The sequence below is a fragment of the Vibrio mediterranei genome, assembly GCF_900088415.1.
GTDB classification, from domain to species: domain Bacteria; phylum Pseudomonadota; class Gammaproteobacteria; order Enterobacterales; family Vibrionaceae; genus Vibrio; species Vibrio mediterranei.
In genome coordinates, this window is the sequence record NZ_FLLQ01000002.1 from 171,743 (window position 1) to 188,899 (window position 17,157).

15 protein-coding genes are annotated in these 17,157 nt (G+C 44.6%); 4 read left to right on the forward strand and 11 right to left on the reverse strand.

All coding sequences use genetic code 11. The features are described 5' to 3' along the window. Positions 1–90 precede the first annotated feature (90 nt). Entirely contained in the window at positions 91–1,593 is a 1,503-nt protein-coding gene (zwf, locus tag VME0621_RS06865; protein WP_006073838.1) for a glucose-6-phosphate dehydrogenase, read from the reverse strand. A 355-nt stretch (positions 1,594–1,948) separates the two neighbouring features. Between zwf and VME0621_RS06870 the strand changes: the two genes are divergently transcribed. After that, complete coding sequence (locus VME0621_RS06870) at positions 1,949–3,319, forward strand: L-serine ammonia-lyase (RefSeq protein WP_062457336.1); 1,371 nt, start codon at positions 1,949–1,951, stop codon at positions 3,317–3,319. A gap of 63 nt (positions 3,320–3,382) precedes the next feature. On the opposite strand, the gene VME0621_RS06875 is transcribed toward VME0621_RS06870, so the two are convergent. The 6 genes from VME0621_RS06875 to VME0621_RS06900 form a co-directional block, all read right to left on the reverse strand. Beyond that, entirely contained in the window at positions 3,383–5,101 is a 1,719-nt protein-coding gene (locus VME0621_RS06875) for an ABC transporter substrate-binding protein (RefSeq protein WP_062457334.1), read from the reverse strand. 128 nt (positions 5,102–5,229) lie between these two features. Next, the gene (locus VME0621_RS06880; protein ID WP_006073669.1) at positions 5,230–5,502 is read right to left on the reverse strand and encodes a DUF2160 domain-containing protein; all 273 of its coding nucleotides are present in this window, start codon (positions 5,500–5,502) and stop codon (positions 5,230–5,232) included. A gap of 11 nt (positions 5,503–5,513) precedes the next feature. After that, positions 5,514–6,332 carry a carbohydrate ABC transporter permease gene (locus VME0621_RS06885; protein ID WP_006073671.1) on the reverse strand — a complete coding sequence of 273 codons (819 nt, stop codon included), beginning with the start codon at positions 6,330–6,332 and terminating at the stop codon, positions 5,514–5,516. Between the two features lie 12 nt (positions 6,333–6,344). Then, positions 6,345–7,208, reverse strand: a complete 864-nt coding sequence (locus VME0621_RS06890) for a carbohydrate ABC transporter permease (RefSeq protein ID WP_062457331.1) — start codon at positions 7,206–7,208, stop codon at positions 6,345–6,347. Further along, positions 7,208–8,308, reverse strand: a complete 1,101-nt coding sequence (locus tag VME0621_RS06895) for an ABC transporter ATP-binding protein (RefSeq protein WP_006073674.1) — start codon at positions 8,306–8,308, stop codon at positions 7,208–7,210. The genes VME0621_RS06890 and VME0621_RS06895 overlap by 1 nt, the downstream gene beginning before the upstream one ends. A gap of 6 nt (positions 8,309–8,314) precedes the next feature. Next, on the reverse strand, positions 8,315–9,403 hold the full coding sequence (locus tag VME0621_RS06900; protein ID WP_062457328.1) for an ABC transporter ATP-binding protein: 1,089 nt from the start codon (positions 9,401–9,403) through the stop codon (positions 8,315–8,317). 316 nt (positions 9,404–9,719) lie between these two features. On the opposite strand from VME0621_RS06900, the gene VME0621_RS06905 reads away from it, so the two are divergent. Next, positions 9,720–11,615, forward strand: a complete 1,896-nt coding sequence (locus tag VME0621_RS06905) for a sigma-54-dependent Fis family transcriptional regulator (RefSeq protein WP_062457325.1) — start codon at positions 9,720–9,722, stop codon at positions 11,613–11,615. A 31-nt stretch (positions 11,616–11,646) separates the two neighbouring features. On the opposite strand, the gene VME0621_RS06910 is transcribed toward VME0621_RS06905, so the two are convergent. Continuing rightward, positions 11,647–12,603, reverse strand: coding sequence for an NAD(P)H-dependent oxidoreductase (locus tag VME0621_RS06910; RefSeq protein WP_062457322.1), 957 nt, complete (start codon positions 12,601–12,603; stop codon positions 11,647–11,649). 126 nt (positions 12,604–12,729) lie between these two features. Between VME0621_RS06910 and VME0621_RS06915 the strand changes: the two genes are divergently transcribed. Both VME0621_RS06915 and VME0621_RS06920 read left to right on the forward strand, forming a co-directional pair. Next, positions 12,730–13,632 carry a LysR family transcriptional regulator gene (locus VME0621_RS06915; protein ID WP_062457319.1) on the forward strand — a complete coding sequence of 301 codons (903 nt, stop codon included), beginning with the start codon at positions 12,730–12,732 and terminating at the stop codon, positions 13,630–13,632. Between the two features lie 52 nt (positions 13,633–13,684). Continuing rightward, entirely contained in the window at positions 13,685–14,305 is a 621-nt protein-coding gene (locus tag VME0621_RS06920; RefSeq protein ID WP_062457719.1) for an HAD family hydrolase, read from the forward strand. Positions 14,306–14,374: 69 nt separating this feature from the next. Here VME0621_RS06920 and VME0621_RS06925 read toward each other — a convergent pair whose 3' ends face one another. The 3 genes from VME0621_RS06925 to VME0621_RS06935 form a co-directional block, all read right to left on the reverse strand. Further along, a complete protein-coding gene (locus tag VME0621_RS06925) occupies positions 14,375–15,394 on the reverse strand; it encodes a YcjF family protein (protein WP_062457315.1) in 1,020 nt (339 codons plus the stop codon). Next, a complete protein-coding gene (locus tag VME0621_RS06930; protein ID WP_062457312.1) occupies positions 15,391–16,764 on the reverse strand; it encodes a YcjX family GTP-binding protein in 1,374 nt (457 codons plus the stop codon). The genes VME0621_RS06925 and VME0621_RS06930 overlap by 4 nt, the downstream gene beginning before the upstream one ends. A 114-nt stretch (positions 16,765–16,878) precedes the next feature. Beyond that, a complete protein-coding gene (locus VME0621_RS06935; RefSeq protein ID WP_006073687.1) occupies positions 16,879–17,064 on the reverse strand; it encodes a hypothetical protein in 186 nt (61 codons plus the stop codon). Positions 17,065–17,157 lie beyond the last annotated feature (93 nt).

The following is a 17,157-nucleotide window of genomic DNA, read 5'->3' on the forward strand; positions in this document are numbered from 1 at the left end:
TCTCCATCAATTCGGCAACTTAACTTGCTGCTTTGAAATCTTTTCGTCGAGCCAAGTTGTGCAGCTCTCCTAGCTCGACATTATTTGTGATTACAGTTCGCAGTAATCGGTATCAGTCAGGTTTTTACATGGGAAGCGCCACGCGCGACCATCATTATGTAGTAGCTGATCTGACTCTTGTGGACCCCAAGTACCACACGCATAACCAAACAGGGATTGCGGATCTTGCTTGTAGTCCAGAATTGGTTGAACAAATTCCCAACATGCCTCAACTGCATCGCTACGTGCGAACAGCGTAGCATCACCATTAAGTGCATCAAGTAATAGACGCTCATAAGCTGTAAGCATCTGTGTCTCTTGCAGTGATGCGTAATGGAAATTCATTTTTACTTCTTTTGCATTGAAACCAGCACCTGGTTCTTTCAAACCAAAGCTCATTTGAATGCCCTCATCCGGTTGAATACGGATGATCAGCTTATTCTCTGGCGCATCTTTACCAAACACTGGGTGCGGCGTTTGTTTAAAGTGAATCACTACCTCTGTCACACGTGTCGGCAATCGTTTACCTGTACGAACATAAAAAGGAACACCGTTCCAACGCCAGTTGTCGATAAACATTTTCAAGCCAACGTAAGTCTCTGTGCGAGAGTCGTCAGCAACACCATGCTCGTTGCGATAGCCTGGTAGGAATTGACCACGTACGTTAGATTCCGTGTACTGCCCGAGTACAAGGTTGTTACGCAGGTCTTCATCAGAAAGAGGACGCAAACACTGCAGCACTTTAACTACTTCGTTACGAATAGCGTCAGCGTTAATTTGAGCTGGAGATTCCATACCGACCATTGCTAACACTTGCAATAAGTGGTTTTGGAACATATCACGTACCGCGCCAGAGCCATCGTAGTAGCCACCGCGCTCTTCCACACCAAGGAACTCTGCACCTGTGATCTCAACATAGTCGACATACTGGTGATTCCAAAGCGGCTCGAACATGGCATTTGAGAAACGTAAAACCAATAGGTTCTGAACCGTTTCTTTACCCAGATAATGGTCGATACGATAGATTTGATGCTCTTGGAAATGCTCGTGAATTTCTTTGTCCAATTGACGCGCAGACGCTAGGTCATAACCAAATGGTTTTTCGATGATCAAACGCTTCCAGCCATCAGCTTCATCATTGAGACCGTGAGCAGCAAGACTTGCAGGAATAATGCTATAAAGGCTTGGCGGTGTCGCCAAATAGAAAAGCGTATTGCGTTGCTCGAAACCATATTGGTTAGCAACATCATCAAGGCGGGTTGCCAGTTTCGCGTAGTCTTGAGTATCAGAAGTATCAATGGCTTGATAGTGAAGATGATTACAGAAGGCTTCTAGTGTTTCAGGTTCTGTTTTTTCCATCTCCTGAAGGGAGTGTTTTAGCTTTTCTCGGTATGATTCGTCGCTGTATTGAGTGCGGCTTACACCAAGAATTGCGAAAGATTTAGGTAGCTGGTCGCTAGCATACAAATGGTAAAGTGCAGGGATCAACTTACGATAAGTAAGGTCGCCTGAAGCACCAAAAATCACGATGCTGCTGTTTTCAGGTATTACCATCTTTTTTCCTTAGACAATGGGGGCAATTGTTTAGCGGACGCAATGTTAACAGCGTGCTAGAGAAAAAGAAAATAAGTTTTGCCTATAAGAAAGATAGGTAAATTCGTTGGATATATGACATCTGACCAGCCATATAATTTACCAACCCTATTTTAAGAAAACTAGCGCATATAAAGTTTCTTCTACCAGTCAATTATCGCAGAATCTTCTAGCTTGGTTACAAAATTGGACCACATAACTTCATTAGTTATGGCACAATCCAATATAATGTAAACATAACGTTAAAAAATACGCTTTTGTTCTCGACATAATCGTCAACCAACACTCAAAGCGACCAATAGAAGAGAATGTGTGCATGCTTTCAATATTTGAGATTTACAAAATCGGGGTTGGCCCTTCCAGCTCCCATACCAATGGTCCAATGATCGCTGGGCATAGTTTCACTGAGTTAATCGCAGACCAACTGACTAAAGTGAACCGGATTCAAGTCGATCTCTACGGCTCCCTGTCGCTGACAGGCATCGGTCACCACACCGATCGTGCCACTATTTTAGGCTTATTGGGCAACAAACCCGACACTATTAAGATTTCGAGCGCAAACCAAGCGATGAGAAATGCTATCGAAGATGGCGTATTACCTCTCTCAGGCACTCACCATATTCCGTTTAACTACAAAACGGACATGCTGTTTCATGAAGACAATCTGCCTCTACATGAAAATGGCATGACCATCTCTGCGTTTGATAAACAAGGTGAGCGCATTGGCTTTGAGACTTACTATTCCATCGGCGGCGGCTTTATTGCCACAGAATATGAATTGCAAAACGGTAAAGACGAAGAAGACGTCAGTGTCGAATTCCCGTTTAGCAGCGCTGACGAAATGTTAGAGCTAGCAGAAGAACACGGCATGAGCCTCGGTGGTATGGTACTTCGCAATGAATTAGCGTTCAAAGATCTTGAAGACATCAATGATAAAGCCGAGCAGATTTGGCGAGTCATGTTGCGTTGTATGGAGCGTGGTTTTGAAACTGAAGGTATCTTGGATGGCGGGCTAAACGTCACCCGTCGTGCTCCTAATCTACTGAAAAAGCTGGAAGCAAACGCCGCCATCGAAAATGATCCGATGGAAATTATGGATTGGATCAACTTATTTGCCTTTGCCGTAAGTGAAGAGAATGCGGCGGGCGGTCAAGTGGTCACCTCTCCGACAAACGGGGCTGCGGGGGTTATTCCAGCCGTATTAATGTACTACCATCGTTTTATTAAAGAGCTTGATACCAAACAGCTCAAAGACTTTTTAGCGGTTTCCGGAGCCATCGGTATCCTCTACAAAACCAACGCCTCCATTTCCGGTGCTGAAGTGGGCTGTCAAGGTGAGGTAGGCGTATCATCATCCATGGCAGCGGCTGGCCTAACCGCACTACGAGGTGGTAGTAACGAGCAAATGTGTATCGCAGCAGAGATTGCCATGGAGCACTCACTCGGTATGACCTGCGACCCTATCGGCGGTTTGGTTCAAGTCCCTTGTATCGAACGCAATGCCATGGGTGCAATGAAGGCAATCAATGCTTCGCGCATGGCGCTTAAGCGAACCAGTAAGTGTCTCATCTCTTTAGATAAAGTCATCGATACTATGTATCAGACAGGCAAAGATATGAATAAGAAGTACCGTGAAACCTCGCAAGGTGGGTTGGCGCTAATTCATTTGGCTCCGCCTTGTGAATAAATGTGCAAGTAAACAAATAAAGGCGACCAGAGGTCGCCTTTTTTGAGGAACAACTTAACGAAATTACTGCGCGATTAAGTCTTTGTAAGCGATAGTCTTGCCTTGAGGTTTCTCATTAGCAAGCTTAGCTTTAGGTGCACCTGGTTGTGATAACCAATATTCTGGATCCTTCTTAGGATTCAGTTTTGGACCACAGTCACCCTGAGCGCCACTTCTTTCTAGACGCTTAAGCACTTTGTCTTGAGCTGCTGCTAGGCCGTCCAGAGCTTCTTGTGGTGTTTTTTCTCCACTTGCCGCTTCAGAAACATATTGCCACCATAGCTGTGCAAGTTTTGGATAGTCTGGCACGTTGGTACCAGTTGGGGTCCACTGTTTACGTGCATCACTGCGGTAGAACTCAACCAAACCACCCAGCTTAGGAGCCGCATCTGTCATCGCTTGAGAGTTAATGTCTGACTCACGAATTGGCGTCAAACCAACCAGTGTTTTCTTCAAGCTCACAGACTTAGACACGACAAACTGAGCATACAACCAAGCGGCTTGACGACGATCCACTGGCGTACTGTTTAGGAATGTCCACGAGCCCGCATCTTGATAACCAAGCTTCATGCCATCTTCCCAGTATGGGCCACGAGGTGATGGAGCCATACGCCATTTCGGTGTGCCATCTTCATTAACCACAGGTAGCCCTGGCTTGGTCATGTCAGCAGTAAACGCGGTATACCAAAAGATCTGCTGCGCGATAGAACCTTGTGCGGGAACCGGACCTGCTTCGCCAAACGTCATCCCTTGGGCTTCAGGTGGCGCATATTGTTTTAGCCAATCCACATACTTGGTGGTCGCATACACCGCCGCTGGACCATTTGTCGCACCGCCGCGAGCCACATCGGAACCGACAGGGCTACAGCCTTCTACACGAATCCCCCACTCATCAACTGGTAAACCATTAGGAATCCCTTTATCACCCGCACCAGCCATGGAGAACCACGAGTCAGTGAAACGCCAACCTAGTGATGGATCTTTTTTGCCGTAGTCCATATGACCGTAGACACGTTCGCCATCGATCATTTTCACCTTCTCACTAAAGAATTCTGCAATGTCTTCGTATGCAGACCAGTTAAGTGGCACTCCTAGCTCGTAACCGTATTCCTTCTTAAACTTGGTTTTAAGATCGTCGCGCTCAAACCAGTCTGCACGGAACCAATATAGGTTCGCAAACTGCTGATCTGGCAGCTGGTAAATCTTACCATCAGGACCTGTGGTAAAATCCAAGCCAATGAAGTCGGGAAGATCCAAATATGGGTTAGTCACACTCTTACCGTCACCTTCAATAAAGTCAGAGATTGGTACCACTTTTCCGTATCGAATGTGGGTACCGATCAAGTCTGAGTCATTGATATAGCCATCATAGATATTGCGACCTGTCTGCATTTGCGTTTGCAGCTTTTCTACCACGTCACCTTCTTGAATCAAATCGTGATTCACTTTGATGCCGGTTATCTCATAGAACGCTTTAGCAAGAACTTTTGCTTCATATTCGTGGGTAGTGATGGTTTCCGAAGCAACGTTGATTTCCATGCCTTTGAAAGGTTTGGCAGCATCAATAAACCACTGCATCTCTTTCGCTTGCTCATCAGCGGTCAACGTCGTCGGAGTGAACTCTTCACTCATCCACTTTTTAGCCGCGTCCATATCGGCAAACGCGTTTGGCGAGAGTGCTGCGAATGCAATAGACAAAGCAACGCAGCGGGTAAGATAAGACTTCTTCATATCCTTTTTCATTATTGTTTTACTCCAATTATGAGTGTTTTGTTTCGTACGTTATTAGTCACACCTAAGCGAGCCCTATGGCATTGAAGCCAAATACAACATGTTGAGCATGGTTAGGCACTTATCGGTGAAAGTTGTTATTACCCCCATTTTAAAACGGTCAAAATCCAAACCGTGGAAATCGCAAACGGCACCCAAATAGAGAGCTCCGTTAGTCCCACAAACCCAAGGTGTATATAGGCTGAACTCAGCAAGCCAATAAACAGTCGGTCTCCCCGTGTTGTACTGATTGGGAGAAACCCTTTGCGCTCAATACATGGCGCTTTAATTTCAGCAATGGTCATCGTTAACAAAATCAGTGCGATGCCAATAAAAAACAGTGCAGACGGAGTCGTCCATGCCATCCAAGCCATAATGTGTCTCCTTAAACTCGACCCAGTGCAAAACCTTTCGCAACGTGGTTGCGAACAAACCAAATGACAAGAATGCCCGGTACGATAGTCAGTACCCCAGCCGCAGCTAACACGCCCCAATCTATTCCCGAGGCACTGACGGTTCGCGTCATCACCGCAGAAATAGGCTTAGCATCAACTGATGTAAGTGTTCGAGCAAGCAGCAACTCAACCCAGCTGAACATGAAGCAGAAGAACGCCGTCACACCAATACCTGAGCGGATCATTGGCAGAAATATCTTCATAAAGAACTTTGGAAAGCTGTAACCATCGATATAGGCGGTTTCATCGATTTCCCTTGGAACACCTGACATAAAGCCTTCAAGGATCCATACCGCCAACGGCACGTTAAACAAGCAGTGAGCAAGCGCGACCGCAATATGGGTGTCGAACAGGCCTACTGATGAATACAACTGGAAGAACGGCAACAGAAATACTGCAGGCGGTGACATTCGGTTGGTCAGCAGCCAGAAAAACAAGTGTTTATCGCCGACAAATTTGTAGCGTGAAAAGGCGTACGCTGCAGGCAGTGCCACTGCTAACGTAATACACATATTCATGACCACATAGATGATGGAATTGACGTATCCCATATACCAACTTGGGTCGGAGAAAATGGTCTGATAGTTTTTAAATGTCCAGTTTTCTGGCCAGAAGCTTAGGCTTCCCAATATCTCTTGGTTTTCTTTAAACGACATATTGAGCAGCCAATAAATCGGCAGCATCAAGCAGATGATATAAAGTGCTAAGCCGACAATTTGGGTATAGCGTGTGTATTTTGACTTCGTCATGGTTAAATCCCTTTATTTATTCTCACCGTGCGTCATCGCGGTATAGAACACCCAACTGACGAGTAATATGATCAAGAAGTAAATGATGGAGAAAGCCGCAGCAGGACCAATATCAAATTGTCCGATGGCCATCTTGGTTAAGGTTTGGCTTAAGAACGTGGTTGAGTTACCTGGCCCCCCTCCAGTAAGCACAAAGGGTTCGGTGTAAATCATAAAGCTGTCCATGAAGCGCACTAACACACCAATCAATAACACACTCTTCAACTTTGGAAGCTGAATGTAACGGATGATTGACCATGTAGAGGCGCGATCAATATTGGCCGCTTGATAGTAGGCATCCGGAATAGCGCGCAAACCTGAATAACACAGCAAGGCGATGAGTGACGTCCAGTGCCATACGTCCATCAGAATCACAGTAAACCAAGCATCGACCGGATTACCTGCATAGTTATAATCAACGCCAAGCCCGTTTAGAGCCCAGCCAAATAAGCCAATATCCGCACGACCAAAGATCTGCCAGATAGTACCTACGACGTTAAGTGGGATAAGCAATGGAATAGCTAATACGATTAGGCAAAACACCGACCACTTACCTTTGGTTGGCATGGTGAGTGCCACAATAATCCCAAGGGGAACTTCAATCATCAGCACCGTAAATGTAAATCCAAACTGACGCAGTAACGCACCGTGTAGTCGTTCATCATTTAACGTTTCTCGATACCACTCCGTTCCAACGAAGTAGGCGGTATTAGCGTCAAAGATATCTTGTAGCGAGTAGTTCACTACCGTCATCAATGGCACGATGGCACTGAAGGCCACCAAGGCGAAAACCGGAAGAACTAGAAACCATGCCTTGTTGTTGACTGCCTTGTCCATTAGTGGCCTCCTACATTAACTAAGAATTCATCGACATAGAGCATTGTCCATTGCTCTGGAAAGCTGATGTACGCGACACTTTTCGGTACATGTTGGTCTTCTTGAAGGCGTGCTTTGATGTGCTGTTCACCCAACTTTAAAGTGAGAATTTTGTAGGTACCCAAATCTTCAACATGTAATACCTGTGCTTTTAAAGCAGAAGGGTTCTCTTTCTCCCATACATGAACAAATTCCGGTCTTATTCCAATCTTGATATTGTTACTCGATGCCTTTGCAATAGCGTCTCGATAACTTGACGACAACGGCACATCGACATCATCAAATCGCACGCCAACCTCAGTTGGTGTCACTTCCATTAGATTCATTCCAGGACTGCCAATGAAGTAACCGACAAAGGTGTGATTAGGGGTTTCGAACAGCTCTCTTGGTGTACCGAATTGCACAATTTGCCCGTTGTACATAACCGCAATTTCGTCTGCGAAGGTCGACGCTTCCAATTGGTCATGGGTCACGTAAATCATGGTGATATTGAACTGTTGATGGATCTGCTTAAGCTTGCGTCTTAGTTTCCACTTCAGTTGCGGGTCGATAACCGTTAGTGGTTCGTCAAATAGAATCGCCGAGACATCATCACGAACCAGCCCTCTTCCCATCGACACCTTTTGCTTTTCATCCGCAGTAAGGTGTTTTGCTTTTTTGTTCAGCACGGCGGTCAGCTCGAGAATTTCGGCAATTTCCGTCACTTTGGAATGAATTTTAGCTTTGTGTACCTTCATATTTCGCAGCGGAAACGCTAAGTTGTCGTACACCGTCATAGTGTCGTATATCACCGGAAACTGGAAAACCTGCGCAATATTTCTATCCTGAGGGCGCAGTTCATTCACTTTCATGTCATCGAAAAGCACTTCACCTTGCGAAGGACTCATGAGCCCAGAAATAATGTTGAGTAGTGTCGATTTTCCGCAGCCCGATGGACCTAATAACGCGTATGCTCCACCTTGTTTCCAAACGTGGTTCATTTCTTTAATGGCATACAGCGACGACTCGCTTGGCTGTTTGTCATAAGTATGAGCCAGTGAATTGAGTGTAATTTGGACCATGACTGACTAACCTCTCACATCATTAATCGGAGCATGAATCAGTTTTTCGTCCATACCGAATACATAGAATTTGTGGATTGGAATGTAGATTTTGATGGTTTCGTCCACTTCATAGCTGTGAACGCCAGCCAAGTGAAGCACCAACTCAAAATGCGCATTACGAACATGAAGAAATGTCTCTGAGCCACTAATTTCGGCCACTTCCACTTGAACCGTCAGCTCAACATCGTCGTCGTTTTTCGGTAACAAGCTAAGATGACTAGGTCGAATACCAAACTTGTAGCTACCCTTTTCAAGCTTGCTTAACGACTGGTTAAGCGGGAAGTGAGCACTTTGATCAAACGTGACTTCACTTTCAGTAACGTCACCTTTTAGTAAGTTAATAGGAGGCTCACTAAACAGAGTGGCTGAGGTCACGCAATCTGGGGTGTGATACACCTCTGCGGTCGGGCCTGACTGAATGACCTTTCCTTCGTGGAGAATGGTTGTCGTTCCGCTAAGTGCTAGAGCTTCGTTAGGCTCTGTAGTAGCGTAGATAGCGATCGTGTGACGGGTTTTGAACAACTCACGCATTTCCTGACGCAGTTCCTCGCGAAGCTTGTAGTCTAAGTTCACCAGAGGCTCATCGAACAAGATAATTTCAGCATCTTTGACCAATGCTCTAGCCATTGCGGTTCTTTGCTGCTGACCACCAGAAAGTTCTAATGGGTGCTTTTTTAGATGTTCAGTAATGCGAAGCATGTCTGCTGTTGCGTGCACACGCTCGATGATTTCTTTTTCAGGTGTGCCAGCAAGTCGCAGTGGAGAAGCGACGTTTTCAAATACCGTTAGATTCGGATAATTGATAAATTGCTGGTATACCATCGAGATGTTTCGCTCTCTTACCGAAACCCCTGTTACATCAACGCCGTTAACCAGAATTCGTCCTGACGTAGGTTTATCCAAACCTGCTATCAATCTCATCAATGAGGTTTTACCTGCGAGTGTTCGCCCAAGCAAAACGTTAAACGATCCTGCTTCAAAGGTGAGGTTCACGTCGGATATGTGATGCTCGCCGTCGACTACTTTGCTTACCTGCTCAAGTGTTAATGACACTAAAAACTCCTTTCATCTCGAACAATGTCGTTTTCGATATTGCTCATGATTGCTAGAGTCATGCCAACTTACGAAAATTGTAACAATTTAATTACAAGACATGCGATAAACTATTGAATGAGCGTAGTTTTAAACGCTAAACCCATATAAAGAAAGCACTTATCCTACAAAAACGTTTTATGATCCAAGTAACATTTGTTAACTAAATGTGTTCAAACTGTTCAGAGCAGTGATATGTTTATTGAGCAATTGGTGAACAATCTTTGTTCGCAAACGCGCTTTTAGTATTTTGACTCTAATTTGGCTGGTCGTAGAAATGAACAGTAAACACAGCACGATCATTAAAAACTCTTGGCAACGATGTAGAGAAGCTGGGTTGTCACACAGCAGTGCTCCCATTATAGAGATGGAGACAGGCTCCTCACTGGCGAGAACAACAGAAGAGCACTCCGGTTTAATAGAAACTACCCAACAAAAAGTGTTGCCGTTCTACGACAGTTTATTGGCAAACAGTAACTGCCTCATTACCTTGGCAAATACTAAAGGCCAGGTCTTGAATAGCTGGGGAGAACAACGTTTTTTTACCCAACATCAACCACAAGTCTTTCAAAATGGCGTGCAATGGAAGGAACAGTTAATTGGCACGAACGCCATAGGCACTGCTCTAGAAACGGGCTCCATTGTGCAAGTTTTTCACGATGAACACTTTCTTAGTTCAAACCGATTTATGGCGGGTTCCGCAGCACCTTTGTTTGATGCAGACAGAAGAATGACGGGCGTTTTGTCGATATCAAGTGACGCTTATATGCCCTCTTCTCATACACTTGGCATGGTAAAACTGATGTCACAGGCCATTGAGAACCAATTAATATCTAGTCGATTTCAAACGACTCATCACCTATTTTGGTTCAACACTTCTCCTGAAAACATTGATAGTCAATGGTCTTCATTGTTGGTGTTTAACGATGAAGGCATTATTGTTTCAGCCAATCGTCGCGCTGAAGTGGTACTTGGTCAGAATCTTGCGCTGCAGCGTTTGGAACAATTGTTCGATGTAAAGATGGAGCAAGTGCTATCGCATCCTCCTTTTACGCCATTTGCTCTAACTTCTCGTAGCCAGTCTAATTACTTTGGCTTGACCATGCCTCCAACGATTCCAAAAGGTCGTCAACTCGATTTTAGGTTAGCACCACAAACCACAGATATAGCTGCGCCTACGGACAGACCACTTGATTTAGAACAGTTGAATACCGGTGACCCAAGATTGGCGAAAGCGATTAATCAAGCAAGTCGAATCCTTGATACCGATATACCCATTTTGATCCATGGCGAAACTGGGGTGGGTAAAGAAGTTTTTGTTAACGCACTGCACCAATCAAGTAGACGCAGTCACGCCCCACTCATTGCAGTAAACTGTGCCGCTATTCCGTCTGAACTGGTTGAATCCGAGCTGTTTGGATACGAGAAAGGGGCATTTACCGGTGCTCATACTAAAGGCTATGTGGGATTAATTAGAAAAGCCGATAAAGGAACACTGTTTCTCGATGAACTTGGCGACATGCCGATAAATGTTCAAGCTCGACTGCTTCGAGTACTACAAGAGCGCAAGGTGACGCCACTTGGCTCCACAACCTCTTACCCAGTTGATTTTAAGTTAGTTTCCGCAACCAACCGGAACCTAAAAGCTGACGTAGAGCGCGGCACGTTTCGCCAAGATCTCTATTATCGAGTAACAGGTCTTAACATCACGCTCCCTGCTTTGAGGGAACGAACGGATAAAGAGGCTCTGATCCGGTTCATTCTAAGAAAATACGCATACGGCAACGATATACCAAATCTAAGCGTGGAAGTATTGGCGATGTTCAAACAACACCCTTGGCCCGGCAATATCAGACAAATGGTTAGCGTGATTCAAATTGCAGCCGCCATGGCGGGCGATGAAACCATCACCTCAGAACATTTACCTGATGACTTCATAAATGACCTCAAACCTTATGAAAGTGCGCCGATTCAACCTATATTGGGCGCTACCGCATCAGACTTAGCAGCCGTCCCAAATTTGGTTGAACAGGTCACAGAGCCAGTATCAAACAATCAAGAGTGGCTTGATATTTATGAGGAACATGGAAGGAATATTTCGGCAACTGCAAAGGCACTAAATGTCAGTCGCAATACATTGTACAAGCGCCTAAGGGAGCAAGGATTAAGATAAGCCTCCCTGCTCCACTTGGATTGTTTTTATACTAAATTACTGGATCGACGTGATAGTCATGAATAGTGGTTCTGGTGCCGTCCAAGCTTACTTTCCAAACTTCGTTAACCAGCAAGTTAATGCTTTCACCACGCAGCGTTGACTCGGAATAGGTGTCTGCAAGTAAGCGTATTCTGAGTTCGACTGCGTAATGATTGCCTTCTCTACGGACTTCTATTTGCTCGATTTGATGATGGCAATCCGGTTTAAAGGTGCGCTTAACGATGGAATACCAATCTCTAAATCCATCATGACCAGAGAATGTTCCTTCTGGCGCTGACCATTTGATATCCGCGCTTAAATAACGCGTAAAATCATCAGTCGAGTCAGGAAGTTCATCAAACTGGGCGAACCATTGAGTCACAAACTTACTAATACGGTTTTCTGGTGCTTGGATAAGGTCTTCAATCCTCGTTTGCAAGCGGTCCGCATGACTCCTAGCACGAGCTTCTACCTCCTCCAGTGTGTTGTACACGCCTGCAATGTAAACCATGCTATGAGTGTAAACTGGCTTAACGTAATTCATTCCTGCAAGATAAGCGGTTTGCTCTAAAGGTTTGAGCAACTCTTCAATTGAGAAATGGTTATAGCCAAGCGGGTTATAAGACTCCTCAGGACCACCGATTGTGAACGATAGCACCAAGTCTTTGCCTTTTAACTTGTCGCCTTTAGCACCATAAGCAAAGTTATAGCTGAATACATCATCAATCCATTTTTTCAGCAATGCAGGAATGGAGTACCAGTAGAACGGAAACTGCAGTACAACAACGTCAGCTTTTACTAAAGCCGCTTGCTCTGCCTCTACATCGATCTGATAGTTAGGGTATAAACGGTCTAGTTGACGCACTTCAATGTCAGCAAAATGATCACTTAGTTGGTTCAAAATAACTTTGTTGGTATTTGACGCGTCCAAATTTGGATGACCTGAAATAACTAAAACCTGACTCATAATGACTTTCTCATCGGTTACTGACTTAACATGTGAATAGTGTAATTAGCATCATTGATAATTTTTAGATGACTTTTAGCTAAATAATTATTAGTTTAAAGCTAACAATAGTATTAGGTCCTAATCATGAACGGAACAATATTCAACCAACTGATTATATTTAATACGATCGTTCAGGAAGGTAGTATTACCAGAGCGGCTAAGAAGCTCGAAATGGCACCTCCTTCAGTCAGCAATGCGTTGAAAGCTTTAGAGCAAGAATTAGGTCTACCGTTGTTTACACGTACAACACGACGCATTGAAGTCACTGAAGCAGGTAGATTACTGCATGAACGCACCTTGCATTCTATTTCCGAGTTGAGTTTGGCTTTCGAAAGTGTCAGCGATTTAAGCCGAGAACCCACTGGCACGGTTCGCGTCACCATGCCACGCTTTGTCTATCAGTATTTAATCGAGCCCATTTACGCGGAATTCTGTCAGCAATACCCTCATATACAACTAGAAATTTCAGTTTCTGACGCCACAATCGACATACTTAACGAGAACTTTGATCTTGGCATCCGCTTTGGTGATAAAGTGGAAGAAGGCATGGTCGCTCGACCACTTACGACTTCTATGAAAGAAGCCTTTTTTGCGTCCCCTGCCTATATAGAACACTATGGACAACCATCATGCCCAGATGATTTGAAACATCACAAGCTGATACAGTATCGATTCATCTCATCAAACAAAATTGCACCTCTATTGCTAAACAAACAGGGAGAGATGCTTTCGGTGGAGATGCCTACCTCCATGGTTGTTAATGACACGAACTTAATGGTAGATGCTGCCATAAAAGGTTTGGGAATAGGCAGACTTGTCGAACCTATGATTCAATCACATATCGCCCAAAAGCAACTAGTACCAATTTTAGAAGACTATTGGTACCCATATTCTGGACTTTATGTCTACTTTCATAAAAACACACAAAAGGCTAAACGTGTCCGTGTATTGATTGATTTTTTGATAGAAAAAACCAAGCAGCTATAACTAAATGGCGGCTCTTTTCATGGATACATTGTCCCTACTACGAGGTATCAAATTGAACACAAGTAAAATTCGCAACGTGGTCTTCGACGTTGGCAACGTGATTGTTCGCTGGTCTCCCATTGAGATCGTCCGACTAACATTTGGGTATAGTGCTCATGAAGCAGAGCAAAAGGCTAAAGCTATTTTTCAACATGATATATGGATGGCACTTAACAAGGGTCTATTGACCGAACATCAAGCACAAGAAGAATACCAAACTGCATTGGGGCTATCTGAGGCTGAGTGTGAGAGACTCTTCTACTACATCAAAGAAACCCAAATTCAGATTTTTGGTACGGTCGATCTCATTAAGCGCCTGAAACAAGCCAGCTACAACATTTATGCATTAACGGATAACGTCCATGAAATTGTCGAGCACTTAAAGCATCGTTATGACTTCTGGCCACTATTCGAAGCTGCTACCGTATCAGCTGAGTTGGGTGTACTCAAACCCTCTGCTGGCATTTATCAGTCGCTACTCAACAGCAACAATCTTATAGCGGAAGAGACCGTATTTTTGGATGACATGCCATACAACGTCGACGGCGCAGTGCAATGTGGACTGCATGCCATTCAGTTCAGCGACGCACTACAAGCAGAGAATGCACTTCGAGAATTGGGCTTAGAGTTTTAAGACGATTAACGGCAGTTCTCGTGACAAGAACTGCCATTACTATTTTAGTTGATTCAAATGAACAAACGCTTAACTAAGCTTGCTCTTCAAACTTTCCAATACAGACTTACGAATTGAACCCAGTTTTGGACGCTCCTCATTTGGAAACGGGATTGGTCGCATTAGACTGATCGTTTTCAAACCCAAACGAGCTGTTAGCAGCCCCACACCAAGGCCTTGTCCAGCTCGGGCTGAAAGTTTTTCTGCCAAGTTCATCGACAATATATCCGCACTTGATTCAATGGCAAGTTCACTGGCACCCGCTAATGCTATGTTCATTAATACGAGTTTGAACAACTTAAGTCTTGACCAGTAACCTAACTCTACGCCGTATACCTCTGATAATTTGTCGATCATTCGGAAATTACGCCAAGCGATGAGAAGCATGTCAGCAATAGCCAATGGACTCAGAGCCACCAAAATTGCCGCTTCCCCCGATAACTTCGACACTGCGGCCAGTGCTTGCTTATCTTGCTCTTTCAGTACCATGGACTGGTACATATTTAGTACTTCAGCATCACTATGCGCACTGTGAATACTGTTCTTCCAGCGGTCAAACAATGGGTTTTCAGGTTGTATCCCCGCCTCATCAGCTAGCTTTTGACAGAATTTCTCACCCTGCCCCACTCCATCGTTGGCAATCAGTGCTTCGGCCTGTTCCTGAACCGAAAAGTGGTCTTTCAGTTTGCGAAGCTTATACAGCTCCTTACCAAACGCCCCAATACCCATTGCCGCTACTGCGGTAATCAAGCCTGACCAACCTAGAGACAACCAGTCTCCGGTATTGGCAGCAGTCACGACGTTATCTATCGCTTGCCAACCAACTAAGCCCGCAAATGCCGTTAATAAAGTAGTGGCAATCCAGCCTTTTTTGCTGCTTCCTTTGACTACTCTTTCAAGCTCTAGCTCGTCCTGTTGATCATTTGCTTCATGTTCAACAGGTATGAACGCCTGTTCCGGTTCAAACAGCTTTTGGCTGTTTATATCCACTGAAGATTCTATTTCAGAAGTATCCTCAGTGAAGACTTTTCTACCTTTGATATCACTCATCGAAGTTTATCTCCAATCAAATACTGCAGAGCTTTATCAAGTCGAATATGCCCGCAAGGTTCGTCAACCGCCGTTTCAAGCGGTCTAAATGAGGTAAACTCAAACTGATTGTTTTTCCAATACTCAGTCTTTGGGAGACGGGCTGGCACATCACCGGGGTACAAGGTCATGGTTTCATTATCCAAGGTCGTTCCTCTTAACGCAGCACTGCTCTCATTTCCCTTACCTACAAACCCTGCTTCAGTCGCTCTGATGGAAGCGACGCTCATGCAGCTCATTTCTATATTTTCGAACGCAGTGTCTTGCCACGCTGGATGTACCATTTGCTGTAACAAGCTCACCAAGTTGTTGTGCTGATCTGGCGTGACATGATCAGCCTTTGTGGCGGCAAACAGAATTTTATCTATTCGTGAAGAGAACAAGCGACGTAGTAAGCTAGATTGTCCATAACGGAAACTCTTCATAATTTGTTGCAGCGCATCTTTCATATCATGAAACGCTTCTGAGCCTGCCATTAATGGCTGTAAACAATCCACCAGCACAATCTGACGATCAAATGTCGCAAAGTGATTCTTGTAGAATTGCTTCACCACTTTGGTTTGATACTCTTCATAGCGGCGCTTAAGCATCGCATAGCCGCTCGTTTTCGTGACTTTGTCTGACGGAGCCTGACAAGGGAAGAACTGCAGTACCGGTGCGCCTTTTAATTCACCAGGAAGAACAAAGCGTCCCGGTTGCACCCAATGTAATCCACGCTCTTTGCAGGCATACAGATATTGAGTAAAGCTCTCCGAAATGTCGGCTATTTGCTTTTCGTTTTCTTCTCCAGTGGCATCAAACTGCTCAAGTTTAGTCAGCCAGTCTTGAGCACATTCGCGGCGAACGCCCGTTAGATTCTCAAACTGCAACTCACTCCACTGCTCAAAGGTCAAATCGAGTAGTGGCAAATCAAGTAACCACTCTCCCGGATAATCAATGACATCAATATACAGAGTCGACGTTTTGCTGATTAAGCGTTTCGCCCCTTTTGCCGGCTTATACTTAACTGCTAATCGTATCTCACTTACATCGCGCGTTGGCTCAGGCCAACTTGGTGGCATAGCATGCAGTTGACTCATCGCGTCATCATAAGCAAAACGTGGAACCATTAAGTTAGACTGCGGGACACGCTTGGCACCGATCAATCGTCCATCTCTAGCACAGTCCAACAGAGGTAAATTCTCGTGCGTAGAGGTATGCAACAGTTGATTAACCAGTGAAGTGATGAACGCCGTTTTACCTGCTCGCGACAAACCTGTCACGGCAATTCGAACATGAGAGTCCATACTACGATGCAGAAGATCAGATACTTCTTGACCAATTCGGCTCATTTAACGTACTCCAATAAAACTAATGGGCTAAGTTTGCACTATACGAGATTAACGAAACATGAACAAAAAACCCCTGAAAATATTCAGGGGTTTACGTGAAACTTTGAGAGCGTCCTAATCGTCTTCAATTAACTTATAAATGACGAACAGTGCGATTTCCAACAGAACCGTCAGCACACAAGCCATGGTGACGTATTTTTCATTAAAGATGCTGATACCGTGCAGTATTAAATCGTAGCCAACGAAAAATCCCACTACTAGCAATAACGCAATTTGTAATATTTGTATGAATCGAGGCATTGTTGCTCTCTCCTTGGTTCTTTTTCTAGTATGTTTTTTAGTATACGCCTGAATTATAGATAAAAAAAAGTGAGTATGCGTTCACACACCCAC

What these genes read in the sequence shown, in the direction of transcription:
- VME0621_RS06915 (WP_062457319.1), top strand. Translation starts at nt 12,730, where the DNA reads ATGAACGGAACAATATTCAACCAACTGATTATATTTAATACGATCGTT.
- VME0621_RS06910 (WP_062457322.1), bottom strand. Translation starts at nt 12,603, where the DNA reads ATGAGTCAGGTTTTAGTTATTTCAGGTCATCCAAATTTGGACGCGTCA.
- VME0621_RS06925 (WP_062457315.1), bottom strand. Translation starts at nt 15,394, where the DNA reads ATGAGTGATATCAAAGGTAGAAAAGTCTTCACTGAGGATACTTCTGAA.
- VME0621_RS06895 (WP_006073674.1), bottom strand. Translation starts at nt 8,308, where the DNA reads ATGGTCCAAATTACACTCAATTCACTGGCTCATACTTATGACAAACAG.
- VME0621_RS06880 (WP_006073669.1), bottom strand. Translation starts at nt 5,502, where the DNA reads ATGGCTTGGATGGCATGGACGACTCCGTCTGCACTGTTTTTTATTGGC.
- VME0621_RS06875 (WP_062457334.1), bottom strand. Translation starts at nt 5,101, where the DNA reads ATGAAAAAGGATATGAAGAAGTCTTATCTTACCCGCTGCGTTGCTTTG.
- VME0621_RS06930 (WP_062457312.1), bottom strand. Translation starts at nt 16,764, where the DNA reads ATGAGCCGAATTGGTCAAGAAGTATCTGATCTTCTGCATCGTAGTATG.
- VME0621_RS06890 (WP_062457331.1), bottom strand. Translation starts at nt 7,208, where the DNA reads ATGGACAAGGCAGTCAACAACAAGGCATGGTTTCTAGTTCTTCCGGTT.
- VME0621_RS06935 (WP_006073687.1), bottom strand. Translation starts at nt 17,064, where the DNA reads ATGCCTCGATTCATACAAATATTACAAATTGCGTTATTGCTAGTAGTG.
- VME0621_RS06885 (WP_006073671.1), bottom strand. Translation starts at nt 6,332, where the DNA reads ATGACGAAGTCAAAATACACACGCTATACCCAAATTGTCGGCTTAGCA.
- VME0621_RS06870 (WP_062457336.1), top strand. Translation starts at nt 1,949, where the DNA reads ATGCTTTCAATATTTGAGATTTACAAAATCGGGGTTGGCCCTTCCAGC.
- zwf (WP_006073838.1), bottom strand. Translation starts at nt 1,593, where the DNA reads ATGGTAATACCTGAAAACAGCAGCATCGTGATTTTTGGTGCTTCAGGC.
- VME0621_RS06905 (WP_062457325.1), top strand. Translation starts at nt 9,720, where the DNA reads ATGAACAGTAAACACAGCACGATCATTAAAAACTCTTGGCAACGATGT.